Here is a 16,210-nt window from a genome sequence, read left to right on the forward strand (position 1 = left end):
GATCTTGCCGCACCCGGATGGCGTGCTGGTAGGGATTTCCCTGTTCGGGCGCTTGCCCGAACAGATGAACGGGGGCCGGGCGCTCCCGTGAGTGCCCGGCCCCCGTACGCGCGTGGAGCGTGATGACGTCACCGGCGTCCCGAAGGGCGCGGGAGGACGGGGAGGATCAGTCCGTCGCCTCGGCCAGCAGCTTCTGGATCCGGCTGACGCCCTCGACGAGGTCCTCGTCGCCGAGCGCGTACGACAGCCGCAGGTAGCCCGGCGTGCCGAAGGCCTCGCCCGGGACGACCGCGACCTCGGCCTCCTCCAGGATGAGCGCGGCCAGCTCGACGGTGTCCGCGGGGCGCTTGCCGCGGATCTCCTTGCCGATCAGACCCTTCACCGAGGGGTACGCGTAGAAGGCGCCCTCGGGCTCGGGGCACAGCACGCCGTCGATCTCGTTCAGCATGCGCACGATGGTCTTGCGGCGGCGGTCGAAGGCCTCGCGCATCTTCGCGACGGCCTCGAGGTCGCCGGAGACGGCGGCGAGCGCGGCGACCTGGGCCACGTTCGAGACGTTCGAGGTGGCGTGCGACTGGAGGTTGGTCGCGGCCTTGATCACGTCCTTCGGGCCGATGACCCAGCCCACGCGCCAGCCGGTCATCGCGTACGTCTTGGCGACGCCGTTGACGACGATGCACTTGTCGCGCAGCTCGGGGACGACCACGGGCAGCGAGTGGAACTCCGCGTCGCCGTAGACCAGGTGCTCGTAGATCTCGTCGGTCAGGACCCACAGGCCCTTCTCGGCGGCCCAGCGGCCGATCTCCTCGATCTGCTCGCGGGTGTAGACCGCGCCCGTCGGGTTGGACGGGGAGACGAAGAGCAGCACCTTGGTGTTCTCGGTGCGGGCGGCCTCCAGCTGCTCGACCGAGACGCGGTAGCCGGTGGTCTCGTCGGCGACGACCTCCACCGGGACACCGCCGGCCAGGCGGATGGACTCCGGGTAGGTCGTCCAGTACGGCGCCGGGACGATGACCTCGTCGCCCGGGTCGAGGATCGCGGCGAAGGCCTCGTAGATGGCCTGCTTGCCGCCGTTGGTGACCAGGACCTGGGCGGCCTCCACCTCGAAGCCGGAGTCGCGCAGCGTCTTCGCGGCGATCGCGGCCTTCAGCTCGGGAAGCCCGCCGGCCGGCGTGTAGCGGTGGTACTTGGGGTTCGAGCAGGCCTCGATGGCGGCCTGGACGATGTAGTCCGGGGTCGGGAAGTCGGGCTCACCGGCGCCGAAGCCGATCACCGGACGTCCGGCGGCCTTGAGTGCCTTGGCCTTGGCGTCCACGGCGAGGGTGGCGGATTCGGAGATCGCGCCGACTCGGGCGGAGACCCGGCGCTCGGTGGGAGGGGTTGCAGGGCTCATGACCCCATCGTTTCAGACCGGAAACACCCCCGGCACGCGGGTTTCACGGACTGAACAACGGCAGAACATCCGTCCGGATCCGCGCGGTCCACCAGTGGATCTTCAGCGGGAGAGGGCCGCACGGGCACTTTCTGTTCGACGCCCGGCTCCGGACCACGTACACTCTCACCTCGTTGGCCTTCACCGGCCGCGCCCAACCGGTGCACACCGAGCACCCGGTCGGATGCGGTACGTTGGGGGAGACAAAGGGTCGTAGCTCAATTGGTAGAGCACCGGTCTCCAAAACCGGCGGTTGGGGGTTCAAGTCCCTCCGGCCCTGCTACACACACCGCCAGGATGTGTGCGCATGTACGTACTGCAATGCACCGCCGTGCGGCTCCACCGGGCGCGGCACGGTCACGACCCGGGAATCAGGTGAGGACGAGTGACGGACGCCGTGGGCTCCATCGACATGCCTGATGCCGAGGCGCCGGAGTCCAAGAAGAAGGCCCGCAAGGGCGGTAAGCGTGCCAAGAAGGGCCCGCTGAAGCGCCTCGCCACCTTCTATCGCCAGATCATCGCGGAACTCCGCAAGGTCGTCTGGCCGACTCGCAATCAGCTGACGACTTACACCACAGTGGTGATTGTGTTCGTCGTCATCATGATCGGCCTGGTGACCGTGATTGACTATGGGCTCAACCACGCCGCCAAGTACGTCTTCGGCTGAGCCGAGAGCGAAGGGCGCCGACATCGGCGCCCCTTTCGCGCGTTCCACCCCCATGTATCCAGGAAGAAGCAGCCACCGTGTCTGACCCGAACCTGAACGATGCCTCCGAGTCGGTCGAGTCCGTTGACGACGAGCTCGAGACCGTCGAGGGAGCGGACGTCGAGGACGAGTTCGAGGCTGCCGATGCCGCCGCCGGCGAGGGCGCCGAGGACGAGGCCCTGCACGTCGAGGACGAGTCCGGTGAGGACGTCGAGGACGAGGACGCGTCCGACGAGGCCGAGGCCGAGGAAGAGGCCGAGCCCGTCGACCCCGTCACCGCCCTGCGCGACGAACTGCGCCTGCTCCCCGGCGAGTGGTACGTCATCCACACGTACGCCGGTTACGAGAACCGCGTGAAGACCAACCTCGAGCAGCGTGCCGTCTCGCTGAACGTCGAGGACTTCATCTTCCAGGCCGAGGTGCCGCAGGAAGAGGTCGCGCAGATCAAGAACGGCGAGCGCAAGACGATCAAGCAGAACAAGCTCCCGGGCTACGTCCTGGTCCGCATGGACCTGACGAACGAGTCCTGGGGCGTCGTCCGCAACACGCCCGGCGTCACCGGCTTCGTGGGCAACGCCTACGACCCGTACCCGCTGACCCTGGACGAGATCGTGAAGATGCTCGCCCCGGAGGCCGAGGAGAAGGCCGCCCGCGAGGCCGCCGAGGCCGAGGGCAAGCCCGCTCCGCAGCGCAAGGTCGAGGTCCAGGTGCTGGACTTCGAGGTCGGCGACTCGGTCACCGTCACCGACGGCCCGTTCGCCACGTTGCAGGCCACCATCAACGAGATCAACGCCGACTCGAAGAAGGTCAAGGGCCTCGTCGAGATCTTCGGCCGCGAGACCCCGGTCGAGCTCTCCTTCGACCAGATCCAGAAGAACTAGCACCTTCTGGACGTACGTCTTCCGATCAGGTCAGACGGGCTGGTGCAGCCCATCTGACCTGCTCGGTTTTTAGCCGCGCACAGATACCCGTTATCGTTGTGCGGTATGCCTCCATCCGGATCATTTCCTCGGTTGAAGGCAGCCGTCCGGGGCGACTCGGACGTAGGAAGGCGAAAACGAAAGAGGACCCGGAATGCCTCCCAAGAAGAAGAAGGTCACGGGGCTTATCAAGCTCCAGATCAACGCCGGTGCGGCGAACCCGGCCCCGCCGGTCGGCCCCGCGCTCGGTCAGCACGGCGTCAACATCATGGAGTTCTGCAAGGCCTACAACGCCGCGACCGAGTCGCAGCGTGGCTGGGTCATCCCGGTGGAGATCACGGTCTACGAGGACCGTTCCTTCACCTTCGTGACCAAGACTCCGCCGGCCGCCAAGATGATCCTCAAGGCCGCGGGTGTCGAGAAGGGCTCCGGCGAGCCGCACAAGACCAAGGTCGCCAAGATCACCGAGGCGCAGGTCCGCGAGATCGCCACGACCAAGATGCCCGACCTCAACGCCAACGACCTGGACGCCGCTGCGAAGATCATCGCCGGCACCGCCCGTTCCATGGGCATCACGGTCGAGGGCTGACACCCACCTTCGTAGGAACCATGCGGCCTCGGCCGCACGTGGCGGGGCCTGCTCGGCCCGTACCACGACTCCTCAGAACACATCAGGAGCAGTAGTGAGCAAGCGCAGCAAGTCCCTCCGGGCTGCGGACGCCAAGGTCGACCGGGACAAGCTCTACGCCCCGCTCGAGGCCGTCCGTCTCGCCAAGGAGACCTCCACCAGCAAGTTCGACGGCACCGTCGAGGTCGCCTTCCGCCTGGGTGTCGACCCGCGCAAGGCCGACCAGATGGTCCGTGGCACCGTGAACCTGCCGCACGGCACCGGCAAGACCGCCCGGGTCCTGGTCTTCGCGACCGGTGACCGTGCTGCGGCCGCGGAGGCCGCTGGCGCCGACATCGTCGGCTCCGACGAACTGATCGACGAGGTCGCGAAGGGCCGTCTGGACTTCGACGCCGTCGTCGCCACCCCGGACCTCATGGGCAAGGTCGGCCGCCTCGGTCGCGTGCTCGGTCCCCGTGGTCTCATGCCGAACCCCAAGACCGGCACCGTGACCCCCGACGTCGCCAAGGCTGTCACCGACATCAAGGGCGGCAAGATCGAGTTCCGCGTCGACAAGCACTCGAACCTGCACTTCATCATCGGCAAGGTGTCCTTCGACGACGCCAAGCTGGTGGAGAACTACAGCGCCGCGCTCGACGAGATCCTCCGTCTGAAGCCGTCGGCCGCCAAGGGCCGGTACGTCAAGAAGGCCGCGATCAGCACCACGATCGGCCCCGGCATTCCTGTCGACCCGAACCGCACCCGCAACCTCCTCGTCGAGGAGGACCCGGCCGCCGTCTGAGCCTTTCGCTCACCCCGGTGACCGCGTCGCGCACGCGTATCTGAACGGGCCCCGCAACCTTTCGAGGTGCGGGGCCCGTCCTCATGTGCGGAGGCTTTTCCGGGCGTTGTCCGGGGCCTCTCCGGGGCGGTCGCCCCGGCCGGAAATCCGGGTACGAGTGTCAGTGGGGCGCGCTAGCGTGCGGTTCACAGAATTCGCATAGGGGTGGGACGAATGAAGAGCACCATGGTGCGCCGTGTGACTGTCTCGATCGCGCTGACGACCGCGCTGGCCGGGGTGGCGGCCTGCAACTCCTCGGACTCCTCCGGGGGTTCGGGCAAGGGAGACAAGGCCGGTCACAAGAGCGCCGCGCGCGTCAGTCCCATCGCGGCCCTGCGCTCCGCGGAGCGGTCCACCGACGGCGCCGACTCCGCGAGGATCGAGTCCACGACGACCCTGGGCACGCTGATGTCCATGAAGTCGGGCGGCGTCATGGCCTGGGGCGACGGCTTCACCGGCAACATGAAGATCACGTACACCGGCGGCTCGATGGCCGAGGCGATGCGCAAGATGGGCAGCGACTCCATGGAGGCCCGCTACCTGTCCGACGCCTACTACGCGAAGATGGGCGACGCCTTCGCCCAGCAGGCGGGCGGCAAGCACTGGATCAGGTACGGGTACGACGACCTGGCGGAGTTCGGGGGCGGCTCCGGCGCGCTCCTGAAGGACCAGATGCAGAACAGCTCGCCGAACCAGTCGGTGAAGCTCCTGCTGGCGTCCGGCGACGTCAAGAAGGTGGGCGAGGAGACGGTCCGCGGCCGAAGGACCACGCACTACGCGGGCACGGTGGACGTGAGCGACCTCGCGGCCCGCAGCTCCCACCTCACCGCGAGCCAACTCGCCGACATGAAGAAGCAGTTCACCACGGCCGGCATCACGACGGAGGACGTGGACATCTGGGTCGACGCCAAGGACCTGCTCGTCAAGGCGGTCTCCGAGGCCGCGATGGCGAGCGGCACGATGTCCTCCACGACGTACTACAGCGACTACGGGGTGAAGGTCTCCGCCGAGGCGCCCCCGGTCGGTGACACCGAGGACTTCAAGGACCTCCTGTCGAAGCAGGGCGTGACCCCGGGCAGCGGCGACACGGCGACCGGCTCCTCGACCGGCTCCGCCTCCTGAGTCCCTCGCGCACCGGCGCACGCCCTCTCACCGTCCGGTGCGAGCCCCTTCCGGCCCGCACCGCCCCAACCCCTTCCGCTCGCAAGACGGTCACGTGAAAACGCAGGTGATCGTTCCGGTCTCCTGGGCTACGCTCACGCCGAATCTGTGAATCGAGCACCTGTTCCTTGGGGGGAACCTTGAAGCTTTCTGTGAGCAACTCGGTACGGCGCCGGGCGACCGGGGCGGCACTCGCGGCCCTGGTCCTCGGCGGGGGCGCGGTGGGCTGCACGAAGGGCGCGAAGGAGGAGTCGCCCGAACTCACGCCCGCCGCGGCCGTGGCGAAGGCGGCGAAGAAGACCGAGGACATCACCTCGCTCCACTACCGGATGAAGGGCAAGGCCCCGGGGGAGGGCAACGTCTCCGGTGAGGCGTCGATGAGCATGAAGCCGCTGGCCATGAGCATGAAAATAACCGCCGAGGACCAGGCCACCGACGGCCCGGTCGAGATCCGGCTCGTGGGCAAGGCGATGTACATCGGCGGGGGCGCCAAGGTCGCCAAGGAGATGGACGGCAAGAGCTGGATGAAGTTCGACATGTCCGCGCTGGGCGCGGACAAGGAGCTGAACACGAACCAGCTGGGCGGCGGACAGGCCGACAAGAACCCGGCCACCGACTCCACCTTCCTCACCGGCTCCAAGGACCTGAAGAAGGTCGGGACCGAGACCGTCGACGGCGTGAAGACCACGCACTACAAGGGAACGGTCCCCCTCGACGAGTTCCGCAAGTCGCTCAAGGGCCAGGACAAGGCCACGCGCGAGAAGCGGGAGAAGGCCCTCGACCAGTACACGAAGATGGGCATCGACTCGCTCACGATGGACATGTGGATCGACGGGGACGACCACACCAAGCAGTTCCGCATGCGCGGGACCGCCGACAAGGGTCCGCTCGACCTGACCATCACCTTCCTGGACTACAACAAGCCCGTGACCGTGACCGCCCCGCCGGCCAAGGACACCTTCGACCTCGCCGAGATGATGAAGGGCGTCCAGCAGCAGGGCTGACCGGCGCCGCCGGAGCCGCGGGCGCGGCCCGCGGCCGGGCCGTTCGGCCGGATTTGCTTGACGCCGTCCCCTTCACGTACTCTCCTCGAGAAGCCAAAGACCGCTGGTCGTTGCCCCGCGCTCGCAAGAGGGCGTGGTGACCGAAGGATCCGCTGAACTGCGGACGACCCGCGCAGGTGATCGTGGATGTGTTCCCGGAGTCCGTACGCCCAGCGTGCGGAGGAATCCGGTCGAGCTACGCCCCGTGCGCCTGCGCCGGGGCGTTTTGTTGTGTCGGCCCCTTCTGAGCGGTCCTCATCACCCGGAAGGAGGCCACGCTTATGGCAAGGCCCGACAAGGCTGCCGCGGTAGCCGAGCTCGCGGACCAGTTCCGCAGCTCGAACGCCGCCGTGCTGACCGAGTACCGGGGTCTCACCGTGGCGCAGCTCAAGACGCTGCGCCGTTCGCTCGGTGAAGACGCCCAGTACGCCGTGGTGAAGAACACGCTGACCAAGATCGCGGCCAACGAGGCCGGGATCTCCACGCTCGACGACCTGTTCAACGGTCCGACGGCGGTCGCCTTCATCACCGGTGACCCGGTGACGTCGGCGAAGGGTCTTCGTGACTTCGCCAAGGACAACCCGAACCTCGTCATCAAGGGCGGTGTCCTTGACGGCAAGGCGCTGTCCGCCGACGAGATCAAGAAGCTTGCGGACCTCGAGTCCCGCGAGGTTCTGCTCGCCAAGCTGGCGGGTGCCTTCAAGGGCAAGCAGACGCAGACTGCTCGCCTCTTCCAGGCCCTGCCCTCGAAGTTCGTCCGCACCGCGGAGGCGCTTCGTGCCAAGCAGGCCGAGCAGGGCGGTGCCGAGTAATTCGGCTCGCGCATTGACCGCCGCCTGAGGCGACGGTCGTAGCGGGCCGAACGTACGCCCGCCTCACCCGTACATCCGGCACCTGCCGATTTAGTGGAAGGACGCCATCATGGCGAAGCTGTCCCAGGAAGAGCTGCTCGAGCAGTTCGAGAACCTCACCCTCATCGAGCTCGCCGAGTTCGTGAAGGCCTTCGAGGAGAAGTTCGACGTCACCGCCGCCGCGGCCGTCGCCGTTGCCGGCCCCGCCGCCACCGGTGCCCCCGCCGAGGCCGCTGAGGAGCAGGACGAGTTCGACGTCATCCTCACGGGTGCCGGCGAGAAGAAGATCCAGGTCATCAAGGTCGTGCGCGAGCTCACCTCCCTGGGCCTCAAGGAGGCCAAGGACCTCGTCGACGGCGCCCCGAAGCCCGTCCTCGAGAAGGTCGCCAAGGAGGCCGCCGAGAAGGCTGCCGAGTCCCTCAAGGGCGCCGGCGCCTCCGTCGAGGTCAAGTAACTCGACGAGTCCCCCGAGGACTCCTGTGAAGCCGACACAGTCGCTCCCGTAGCGCTGTAACGCTGACGCACCGAAGAGCGATCACCCAACTGGGTGGTCGCTCTTCGGCGTTCCAGGGGTCCTGAAGCGGCAGCCTTGCGCTGTGGGACGCGAAGAGTATGGTGATCTTCGTTGTGCCTCCGGCCACCCTGTGACAGGCAGAGGGACGGGTTGCAAGACGGGCCGCACGTGACGATCGCGGCACTTGCTTTGGGCATGGGGGGCCTTGACGAACCGCACGCAGCGCGCAATTCTCAGGACGCGTCGTCACAACGATCCGTATCCGAGGCATGGATCGCTGACGGAGAGGGCAGTATCGATGTGCATTGAGGGCGTGGCTTGCCGCAGGTGTTGAGAACAGTGAGAGTCTCAAAAAACAGGGACTGGACATCAGTGGGCCTAGTGGCTACACTGACCCTTTGCGCTGCCTGTTAGCTGCCTCCTGCCCGTCACCAGGGGCATGCCCGTGTTTGAGCATCGACTGTTGGACCACCTCTGACCTGGCCTTTACCGGCTGGATCGGGAACGGCCCGACGCCATGTCCGACATGGGACCGGTACGCGCGTAGTGAGTCCGAGCCCTCGGAAGGACCCCCTCTTGGCCGCCTCGCGCACTGCCTCGACCGCGAATACGAACAACGGCGCCAGCACCGCCCCGCTGCGCATCTCCTTTGCAAAGATCAAGGAGCCCCTCGAGGTTCCGAACCTTCTTGCGCTGCAAACCGAGAGCTTCGACTGGCTGCTCGGCAACGACGCGTGGAAGGCTCGTGTCGAGGCGGCTCTGGACAGCGGACAGGACGTCCCCACCAAGTCCGGTCTGGAGGAGATCTTCGAGGAGATCTCCCCGATCGAGGACTTCAGCGGGTCGATGTCCCTGACGTTCCGCGACCACCGTTTCGAGCCGCCGAAGAACTCCATCGACGAGTGCAAGGACCGCGACTTCACGTACGCGGCCCCGCTCTTCGTCACCGCCGAGTTCACCAACAACGAGACCGGCGAGATCAAGTCCCAGACGGTCTTCATGGGCGACTTCCCGCTCATGACCAACAAGGGCACCTTCGTCATCAACGGCACCGAGCGTGTCGTCGTGTCGCAGCTGGTCCGCTCGCCGGGTGTCTACTTCGACTCCTCCATCGACAAGACGTCCGACAAGGACATCTTCTCGGCCAAGGTCATCCCCTCCCGGGGTGCCTGGCTGGAGATGGAGATCGACAAGCGCGACATGGTCGGTGTCCGCATCGACCGCAAGCGCAAGCAGTCCGTCACCGTCCTCCTGAAGGCTCTCGGCTGGACCACCGAGCAGATCCTCGAGGAGTTCGGCGAGTACGAGTCCATGCGCGCCACCCTGGAGAAGGACCACACCCAGGGCCAGGACGACGCGCTGCTGGACATCTACCGCAAGCTGCGTCCGGGCGAGCCGCCGACGCGCGAGGCCGCGCAGACGCTTCTGGAGAACCTCTACTTCAACCCGAAGCGCTACGACCTCGCCAAGGTCGGCCGTTACAAGGTCAACAAGAAGCTGGGCGGCGACGCCCCGCTCGACGCCGGGATCCTGACCGTCGAGGACATCATCTCGACGATCAAGTACCTGGTGAAGCTGCACGCCGGTGAGACCGAGACCGTCGGCGACAACGGCACCTCGATCGTCGTCGAGACCGACGACATCGACCACTTCGGCAACCGCCGTCTGCGCAACGTCGGCGAGCTCATCCAGAACCAGGTCCGCACGGGTCTGGCTCGTATGGAGCGCGTCGTGCGCGAGCGCATGACGACCCAGGACGTCGAGGCGATCACGCCGCAGACCCTGATCAACATCCGGCCGGTCGTCGCCTCCATCAAGGAGTTCTTCGGCACCAGCCAGCTGTCGCAGTTCATGGACCAGAACAACCCGCTGTCGGGTCTCACCCACAAGCGCCGCCTGTCGGCCCTTGGCCCGGGTGGTCTCTCCCGTGAGCGGGCCGGCTTCGAGGTCCGTGACGTGCACCCGTCGCACTACGGCCGCATGTGCCCGATCGAGACCCCTGAAGGCCCGAACATCGGTCTGATCGGCTCGCTCGCCTCCTACGGCCGCGTGAACGCGTTCGGTTTCGTCGAGACGCCCTACCGCCGGGTCACCGACGGTGTCGTCACCGACGAGGTCGACTACCTCACGGCCGACGAAGAGGACCGGTTCGTCATCGCGCAGGCCAACGCGCCGCTGACGGACGAGCTCCGCTTCGAGGAGTCCCGCGTCCTGGTCCGCCGCCGTGGCGGCGAGGTCGACTACGTCCCCGGTGACGACGTCGACTACATGGACGTCTCCCCGCGCCAGATGGTGTCGGTCGCGACCGCGATGATCCCGTTCCTGGAGCACGACGACGCCAACCGTGCCCTCATGGGCGCGAACATGATGCGCCAGGCCGTGCCCCTCATCAAGTCCGAGGCGCCGCTGGTCGGCACCGGCATGGAGTACCGCTGCGCGGTCGACGCCGGTGACGTCCTGAAGTCGGAGAAGGACGGTGTGGTCCAGGAGGTCTCCGCGGACTACATCACCACCGCCAACGACGACGGCACGTACACCACGTACCGCCTGCACAAGTTCTCCCGGTCGAACCAGGGCACCTCCGTCAACCAGAAGGTTGTCGTGGACGAGGGCGCCCGCGTGATCGAGGGCCAGGTCCTGGCCGACGGTCCCGCGACCGAGGACGGCGAGATGGCCCTCGGCAAGAACCTGCTCGTGGCGTTCATGCCGTGGGAGGGTCACAACTACGAGGACGCGATCATCCTGTCGCAGCGCCTCGTGCAGGACGACGTCCTCTCCTCGATCCACATCGAGGAGCACGAGGTCGACGCCCGTGACACCAAGCTCGGCCCCGAGGAGATCACCCGGGACATCCCGAACGTCTCCGAGGAGGTCCTCGCCGACCTCGACGAGCGCGGCATCATCCGTATCGGTGCCGAGGTCGTCGCCGGCGACATCCTCGTCGGCAAGGTCACGCCCAAGGGCGAGACCGAGCTGACGCCGGAGGAGCGCCTGCTGCGCGCGATCTTCGGTGAGAAGGCCCGCGAGGTCCGCGACACCTCCCTGAAGGTCCCGCACGGCGAGATCGGCAAGGTCATCGGCGTCCGCGTCTTCGACCGTGAAGAGGGCGACGAGCTGCCGCCGGGCGTGAACCAGCTGGTTCGTGTCTACGTGGCGCAGAAGCGCAAGATCACGGACGGTGACAAGCTCGCCGGCCGTCACGGCAACAAGGGTGTCATCTCGAAGATCCTGCCGATCGAGGACATGCCGTTCCTGGAGGACGGCACCCCGGTCGACATCATCCTCAACCCGCTCGGTGTCCCGTCCCGAATGAACCCGGGACAGGTGCTGGAGATCCACCTCGGCTGGCTCGCCAGCCGCGGCTGGGACGTCTCCGGTCTCGCGGACGACTGGGCGAAGCGCCTCCAGGCCATCGGTGCCGACCAGGTCCCGCCGCGGACGAACGTCGCCACCCCGGTCTTCGACGGTGCGCGCGAGGACGAGCTCGCGGGTCTGTTCGAGCACACCCTGCCCAACCGCGACGGCGACCGTCTGGTCCTCCCGTCCGGCAAGGCGAGGCTGTTCGACGGCCGCTCCGGCGAGCCGTTCCCGGACCCGATCTCGGTCGGGTACATGTACATCCTCAAGCTGCACCACCTGGTCGACGACAAGCTCCACGCCCGCTCGACCGGTCCGTACTCGATGATCACCCAGCAGCCGCTGGGTGGTAAGGCTCAGTTCGGTGGCCAGCGCTTCGGTGAGATGGAGGTGTGGGCGCTGGAGGCGTACGGCGCCGCTTACGCCCTCCAGGAGCTGCTGACGATCAAGTCCGACGACGTGACCGGCCGCGTGAAGGTCTACGAGGCCATCGTCAAGGGCGAGAACATCCCCGAGCCCGGCATCCCCGAGTCCTTCAAGGTGCTCATCAAGGAGATGCAGTCCCTGTGCCTCAACGTGGAGGTGCTGTCCTCGGACGGCATGTCCATCGAGATGCGCGACACCGACGAGGACGTCTTCCGCGCGGCGGAGGAGCTCGGCATCGACCTGTCCCGGCGCGAGCCGAGCAGCGTCGAAGAGGTCTGACGGGAGTCCGGCCGGGCCTTGGCCACCTGTGGAAAAGGTGATCAAGGCCCGCCGGCCCCAGGACCCCCGTATCAGACCCCAAAGACTTACAACCCTGAGAGGGATTGACGCATAGTGCTCGACGTCAACTTCTTCGATGAGCTCCGGATCGGTCTGGCCACCGCTGACGACATCCGTCAGTGGAGCCACGGCGAGGTCAAGAAGCCCGAGACCATCAACTACCGCACCCTCAAGCCCGAAAAGGACGGACTCTTCTGCGAGAAGATCTTCGGTCCGACCCGGGACTGGGAGTGCTACTGCGGCAAGTACAAGCGTGTCCGCTTCAAGGGCATCATCTGTGAGCGCTGTGGCGTCGAGGTCACGCGCGCCAAGGTGCGCCGTGAGCGGATGGGCCACATCGAGCTGGCCGCTCCCGTCACCCACATCTGGTACTTCAAGGGCGTCCCGTCGCGCCTGGGCTACCTGCTGGACCTGGCGCCGAAGGACCTCGAGAAGGTCATCTACTTCGCCGCGTACATGATCACGTTCGTGGACGAGGAGCGCCGCACCCGCGACCTGCCCTCGCTGGAGGCCCACGTCTCCGTCGAGCGCCAGCAGGTCGAGAACCGCCGCGACGCCGACCTCGAGGCCCGCGCCAAGAAGCTCGAGACCGACCTGGCCGAGCTCGAGGCCGAGGGTGCCAAGGCCGACGTGCGCCGCAAGGTGCGCGAGGGCGCCGAGCGCGAGATGAAGCAGCTGCGCGACCGCGCGCAGCGCGAGATCGACCGTCTCGACGAGGTGTGGACCCGCTTCAAGAACCTCAAGGTCCAGGACCTGGAGGGCGACGAGCTCCTCTACCGCGAGCTGCGTGACCGCTTCGGCACGTACTTCGACGGTTCGATGGGTGCCGCGGCGTTGCAGAAGCGCCTGGAGTCCTTCGACCTGGACGAGGAGGCCGAGCGCCTCCGCGAGATCATCCGCACCGGCAAGGGCCAGAAGAAGACCCGTGCGCTCAAGCGCCTCAAGGTCGTCTCCGCGTTCCTCCAGACCAGCAACAGCCCCAAGGGCATGGTGCTCGACTGCGTGCCGGTCATCCCGCCGGACCTCCGTCCGATGGTGCAGCTCGACGGTGGCCGCTTCGCGACCTCCGACCTGAACGACCTGTACCGCCGCGTGATCAACCGCAACAACCGCCTGAAGCGGCTTCTCGACCTCGGCGCGCCCGAGATCATCGTGAACAACGAGAAGCGCATGCTCCAGGAGGCCGTCGACGCGCTCTTCGACAACGGCCGTCGTGGTCGCCCCGTCACGGGCCCCGGCAACCGTCCGCTGAAGTCGCTGTCCGACATGCTCAAGGGCAAGCAGGGTCGATTCCGTCAGAACCTGCTCGGCAAGCGCGTGGACTACTCCGCGCGTTCCGTCATCGTCGTCGGTCCGCAGCTGAAGCTGCACCAGTGCGGTCTGCCCAAGGCCATGGCGCTGGAGCTCTTCAAGCCGTTCGTGATGAAGCGCCTGGTCGACCTGAACCACGCGCAGAACATCAAGAGCGCCAAGCGGATGGTCGAGCGCGGCCGCACGGTCGTGTACGACGTCCTCGAAGAGGTCATCGCCGAGCACCCGGTCCTGCTGAACCGTGCGCCCACGCTGCACCGCCTCGGCATCCAGGCCTTCGAGCCGCAGCTCGTCGAGGGCAAGGCCATCCAGATCCACCCGCTCGTCTGCACCGCGTTCAACGCGGACTTCGACGGTGACCAGATGGCCGTGCACCTGCCGCTCTCCGCGGAGGCGCAGGCCGAGGCCCGCATCCTGATGCTGTCCTCGAACAACATCCTCAAGCCCGCCGACGGCCGCCCGGTCACGATGCCGACCCAGGACATGGTCCTCGGTCTGTTCTTCCTGACCACCGACGGCGAGCTGCGCGACGTCAAGGGCGAGGAGCGCTCCTTCGCGTCCGTCGCCGAGGCGATCATGGCGTTCGACGCCGGTGAGCTCTCGCTGCAGTCGCGCGTGGACATCCGCTTCCCGGTGGGCACCATCCCGCCGCGCGGCTGGACCCCGCCGGCGCAGGAGGAGGGCGAGCCGGAGTGGCAGCAGGGTGACACCTTCCGCCTGCGGACGACCCTGGGCCGCGCGCTCTTCAACGAGCTGCTGCCCGAGGACTACCCGTTCGTCGACTACGAGGTGGGCAAGAAGCAGCTCTCCGAGATCGTCAACGACCTCGCCGAGCGCTACCCCAAGGTCATCGTGGCGGCGACGCTCGACAACCTGAAGTCCGCGGGCTTCTACTGGGCGACCCGTTCCGGTGTCACCGTGGCCATCTCCGACATCGTCGTTCCCGACGCCAAGCGCGGGATCGTCAAGGGCTACGAGGACCTGGACGAGAAGGTCCAGAAGCAGTACGAGCGTGGTCTGATCACCAAGGAAGAGCGCACTCAGGAGCTCATCGCGATCTGGACCAAGGCGACCAACGAGGTCGCCGAGGCGATGAACGAGAACTTCCCGAAGACCAACCCGGTCTCGATGATGGTGAACTCGGGCGCCCGAGGCAACATGATGCAGATGCGTCAGATCGCCGGTATGCGTGGTCTGGTGTCGAACGCCAAGAACGAGACCATCCCGCGTCCCATCAAGGCCTCGTTCCGTGAGGGCCTGTCCGTGCTGGAGTACTTCATCTCCACCCACGGTGCCCGTAAGGGTCTGGCCGACACCGCCCTGCGTACCGCCGACTCGGGTTACCTCACCCGTCGTCTGGTGGACGTCTCGCAGGACGTCATCATCCGCGAGGAGGACTGCGGCACCGACCGCGGTCTGCGTCTGGCCATCGCCGAGCGCGGCGAGGACGGCGTGCTGCGCAAGACGGAGAACGTCGAGACCAGCGTGTACGCACGTGCGCTGGCCGAGGACATCACCGTCGACGGCAAGGTGCTGGCCCCGGCCAACACCGACCTCGGCGACGTCCTCATCGACGAGCTCGTCAAGCACGGCATCGAGGAGGTCAAGACCCGCTCGGTCCTGACCTGTGAGTCCGCCGTCGGCACCTGCGCCATGTGCTACGGCCGCTCGCTGGCCACCGGCAAGCTGGTCGACATCGGTGAGGCGGTCGGCATCATCGCCGCCCAGTCCATCGGTGAGCCCGGTACCCAGCTGACGATGCGTACCTTCCACACCGGTGGTGTGGCCGGTGACGACATCACCCAGGGTCTGCCCCGTGTCGTCGAGCTCTTCGAGGCCCGTACCCCGAAGGGTGTCGCCCCGATCTCCGAGGCCTCCGGCCGCGTGCGGATCGAGGAGACCGAGAAGACCAAGAAGATCGTCGTCACCCCGGACGACGGCAGCGACGAGACGGCGTTCCCGATCTCGAAGCGCGCCCGTCTCCTGGTGTCCGAGGGCGAGCACGTCGAGGTGGGCCAGAAGCTCACCGTGGGTGCCACCAACCCGCACGACGTGCTGCGCATCCTGGGTCAGCGTGCCGTCCAGGTCCACCTGGTCGGCGAGGTCCAGAAGGTCTACAACTCGCAGGGTGTGTCGATCCACGACAAGCACATCGAGATCATCATCCGGCAGATGCTGCGCCGTGTGACGATCATCGAGTCGGGCGACGCGGAGCTGCTGCCCGGCGAGCTGGTCGAGCGCTCGAAGTTCGAGACCGAGAACCGTCGTGTGGTCCAGGAGGGTGGTCACCCGGCTTCGGGTCGTCCGCAGCTCATGGGTATCACCAAGGCCTCGCTGGCGACGGAGTCCTGGCTGTCGGCCGCCTCCTTCCAGGAGACGACCCGAGTTCTGACGGACGCGGCGATCAACGCCAAGTCCGACAGCCTCATCGGCCTCAAGGAGAACGTCATCATCGGTAAGCTCATCCCGGCCGGTACGGGTCTGTCCCGCTACCGCAACATCCGGGTGGAGCCGACCGAGGAGGCCAAGGCCGCGATGTACTCGGCCGTCGGCTACGACGACATCGACTACTCGCCGTTCGGCACGGGCTCCGGCCAGGCCGTCCCGCTGGAGGACTACGACTACGGTCCGTACAACCAGTAAGCGGTAGTACGAAGGGCGGCCCCCCCCCCCGGGGGGGCCGCCCTTCGGCGTTCCCGGGC

General features: G+C 66.9%; 11 protein-coding genes and 1 tRNA gene. 11 read left to right on the top strand and 1 reads right to left on the bottom strand.

Annotated features, from left to right (window positions below; translation table 11 throughout):
* Window positions 1-166: 166 nt before the first annotated feature.
* Window positions 167-1,393 (bottom strand): pyridoxal phosphate-dependent aminotransferase, encoded by a 1,227-nt coding sequence (locus tag CW362_RS10665; RefSeq protein WP_103549157.1) that lies wholly within the window; start codon window positions 1,391-1,393, stop codon window positions 167-169.
* Between the two features lie 246 nt (window positions 1,394-1,639).
* On the opposite strand from CW362_RS10665, the gene CW362_RS10670 reads away from it, so the two are divergent.
* The 11 genes from CW362_RS10670 (at window position 1,640) to CW362_RS10725 (ending at window position 16,151) form a co-directional block, all read left to right on the top strand.
* A tRNA-Trp gene (locus CW362_RS10670) sits at window positions 1,640-1,712 on the top strand.
* 105 nt (window positions 1,713-1,817) lie between these two features.
* Window positions 1,818-2,099: a preprotein translocase subunit SecE gene (gene secE, locus CW362_RS10675; protein WP_103549158.1), complete on the top strand. Its 282-nt coding sequence runs from the start codon at window positions 1,818-1,820 to the stop codon at window positions 2,097-2,099.
* A gap of 77 nt (window positions 2,100-2,176) precedes the next feature.
* Window positions 2,177-3,019 carry a transcription termination/antitermination protein NusG gene (nusG, locus tag CW362_RS10680; protein ID WP_103549159.1) on the top strand — a complete coding sequence of 281 codons (843 nt, stop codon included), beginning with the start codon at window positions 2,177-2,179 and terminating at the stop codon, window positions 3,017-3,019.
* A 193-nt stretch (window positions 3,020-3,212) separates the two neighbouring features.
* The gene (rplK, locus tag CW362_RS10685) at window positions 3,213-3,647 is read left to right on the top strand and encodes a 50S ribosomal protein L11 (RefSeq protein ID WP_037627044.1); all 435 of its coding nucleotides are present in this window, start codon (window positions 3,213-3,215) and stop codon (window positions 3,645-3,647) included.
* Window positions 3,648-3,741: 94 nt separating this feature from the next.
* Window positions 3,742-4,467 carry a 50S ribosomal protein L1 gene (rplA, locus tag CW362_RS10690; RefSeq protein WP_103549160.1) on the top strand — a complete coding sequence of 242 codons (726 nt, stop codon included), beginning with the start codon at window positions 3,742-3,744 and terminating at the stop codon, window positions 4,465-4,467.
* 213 nt (window positions 4,468-4,680) lie between these two features.
* The gene (locus tag CW362_RS10695; protein ID WP_103549161.1) at window positions 4,681-5,628 is read left to right on the top strand and encodes an SCO4651 family lipoprotein; all 948 of its coding nucleotides are present in this window, start codon (window positions 4,681-4,683) and stop codon (window positions 5,626-5,628) included.
* Between the two features lie 191 nt (window positions 5,629-5,819).
* Window positions 5,820-6,671 (top strand): SCO4651 family lipoprotein, encoded by an 852-nt coding sequence (locus CW362_RS10700; protein WP_240657744.1) that lies wholly within the window; start codon window positions 5,820-5,822, stop codon window positions 6,669-6,671.
* A 320-nt stretch (window positions 6,672-6,991) separates the two neighbouring features.
* The gene (rplJ, locus tag CW362_RS10705) at window positions 6,992-7,522 is read left to right on the top strand and encodes a 50S ribosomal protein L10 (RefSeq protein WP_103549163.1); all 531 of its coding nucleotides are present in this window, start codon (window positions 6,992-6,994) and stop codon (window positions 7,520-7,522) included.
* 109 nt (window positions 7,523-7,631) lie between these two features.
* Window positions 7,632-8,015: a 50S ribosomal protein L7/L12 gene (gene rplL / locus CW362_RS10710; RefSeq protein ID WP_103549164.1), complete on the top strand. Its 384-nt coding sequence runs from the start codon at window positions 7,632-7,634 to the stop codon at window positions 8,013-8,015.
* A 636-nt stretch (window positions 8,016-8,651) separates the two neighbouring features.
* A complete protein-coding gene (gene rpoB / locus CW362_RS10720) occupies window positions 8,652-12,137 on the top strand; it encodes a DNA-directed RNA polymerase subunit beta (protein WP_037627035.1) in 3,486 nt (1,161 codons plus the stop codon).
* A 114-nt stretch (window positions 12,138-12,251) separates the two neighbouring features.
* Entirely contained in the window at window positions 12,252-16,151 is a 3,900-nt protein-coding gene (locus CW362_RS10725; RefSeq protein WP_103549165.1) for a DNA-directed RNA polymerase subunit beta', read from the top strand.
* Window positions 16,152-16,210 lie beyond the last annotated feature (59 nt).

This window comes from Streptomyces populi, from assembly GCF_002911015.1.
In the GTDB taxonomy this organism is placed as follows: Bacteria; Actinomycetota; Actinomycetes; order Streptomycetales; family Streptomycetaceae; genus Streptomyces; species Streptomyces populi.

Coding starts and splice junctions, on each gene's coding strand:
- CW362_RS10665 (WP_103549157.1), bottom strand. CDS start 1,393: ATGAGCCCTGCAACCCCTCCCACCGAGCGCCGGGTCTCCGCCCGAGTC.
- rplK (WP_037627044.1), top strand. CDS start 3,213: ATGCCTCCCAAGAAGAAGAAGGTCACGGGGCTTATCAAGCTCCAGATC.
- CW362_RS10695 (WP_103549161.1), top strand. CDS start 4,681: ATGAAGAGCACCATGGTGCGCCGTGTGACTGTCTCGATCGCGCTGACG.
- rplJ (WP_103549163.1), top strand. CDS start 6,992: ATGGCAAGGCCCGACAAGGCTGCCGCGGTAGCCGAGCTCGCGGACCAG.
- rplL (WP_103549164.1), top strand. CDS start 7,632: ATGGCGAAGCTGTCCCAGGAAGAGCTGCTCGAGCAGTTCGAGAACCTC.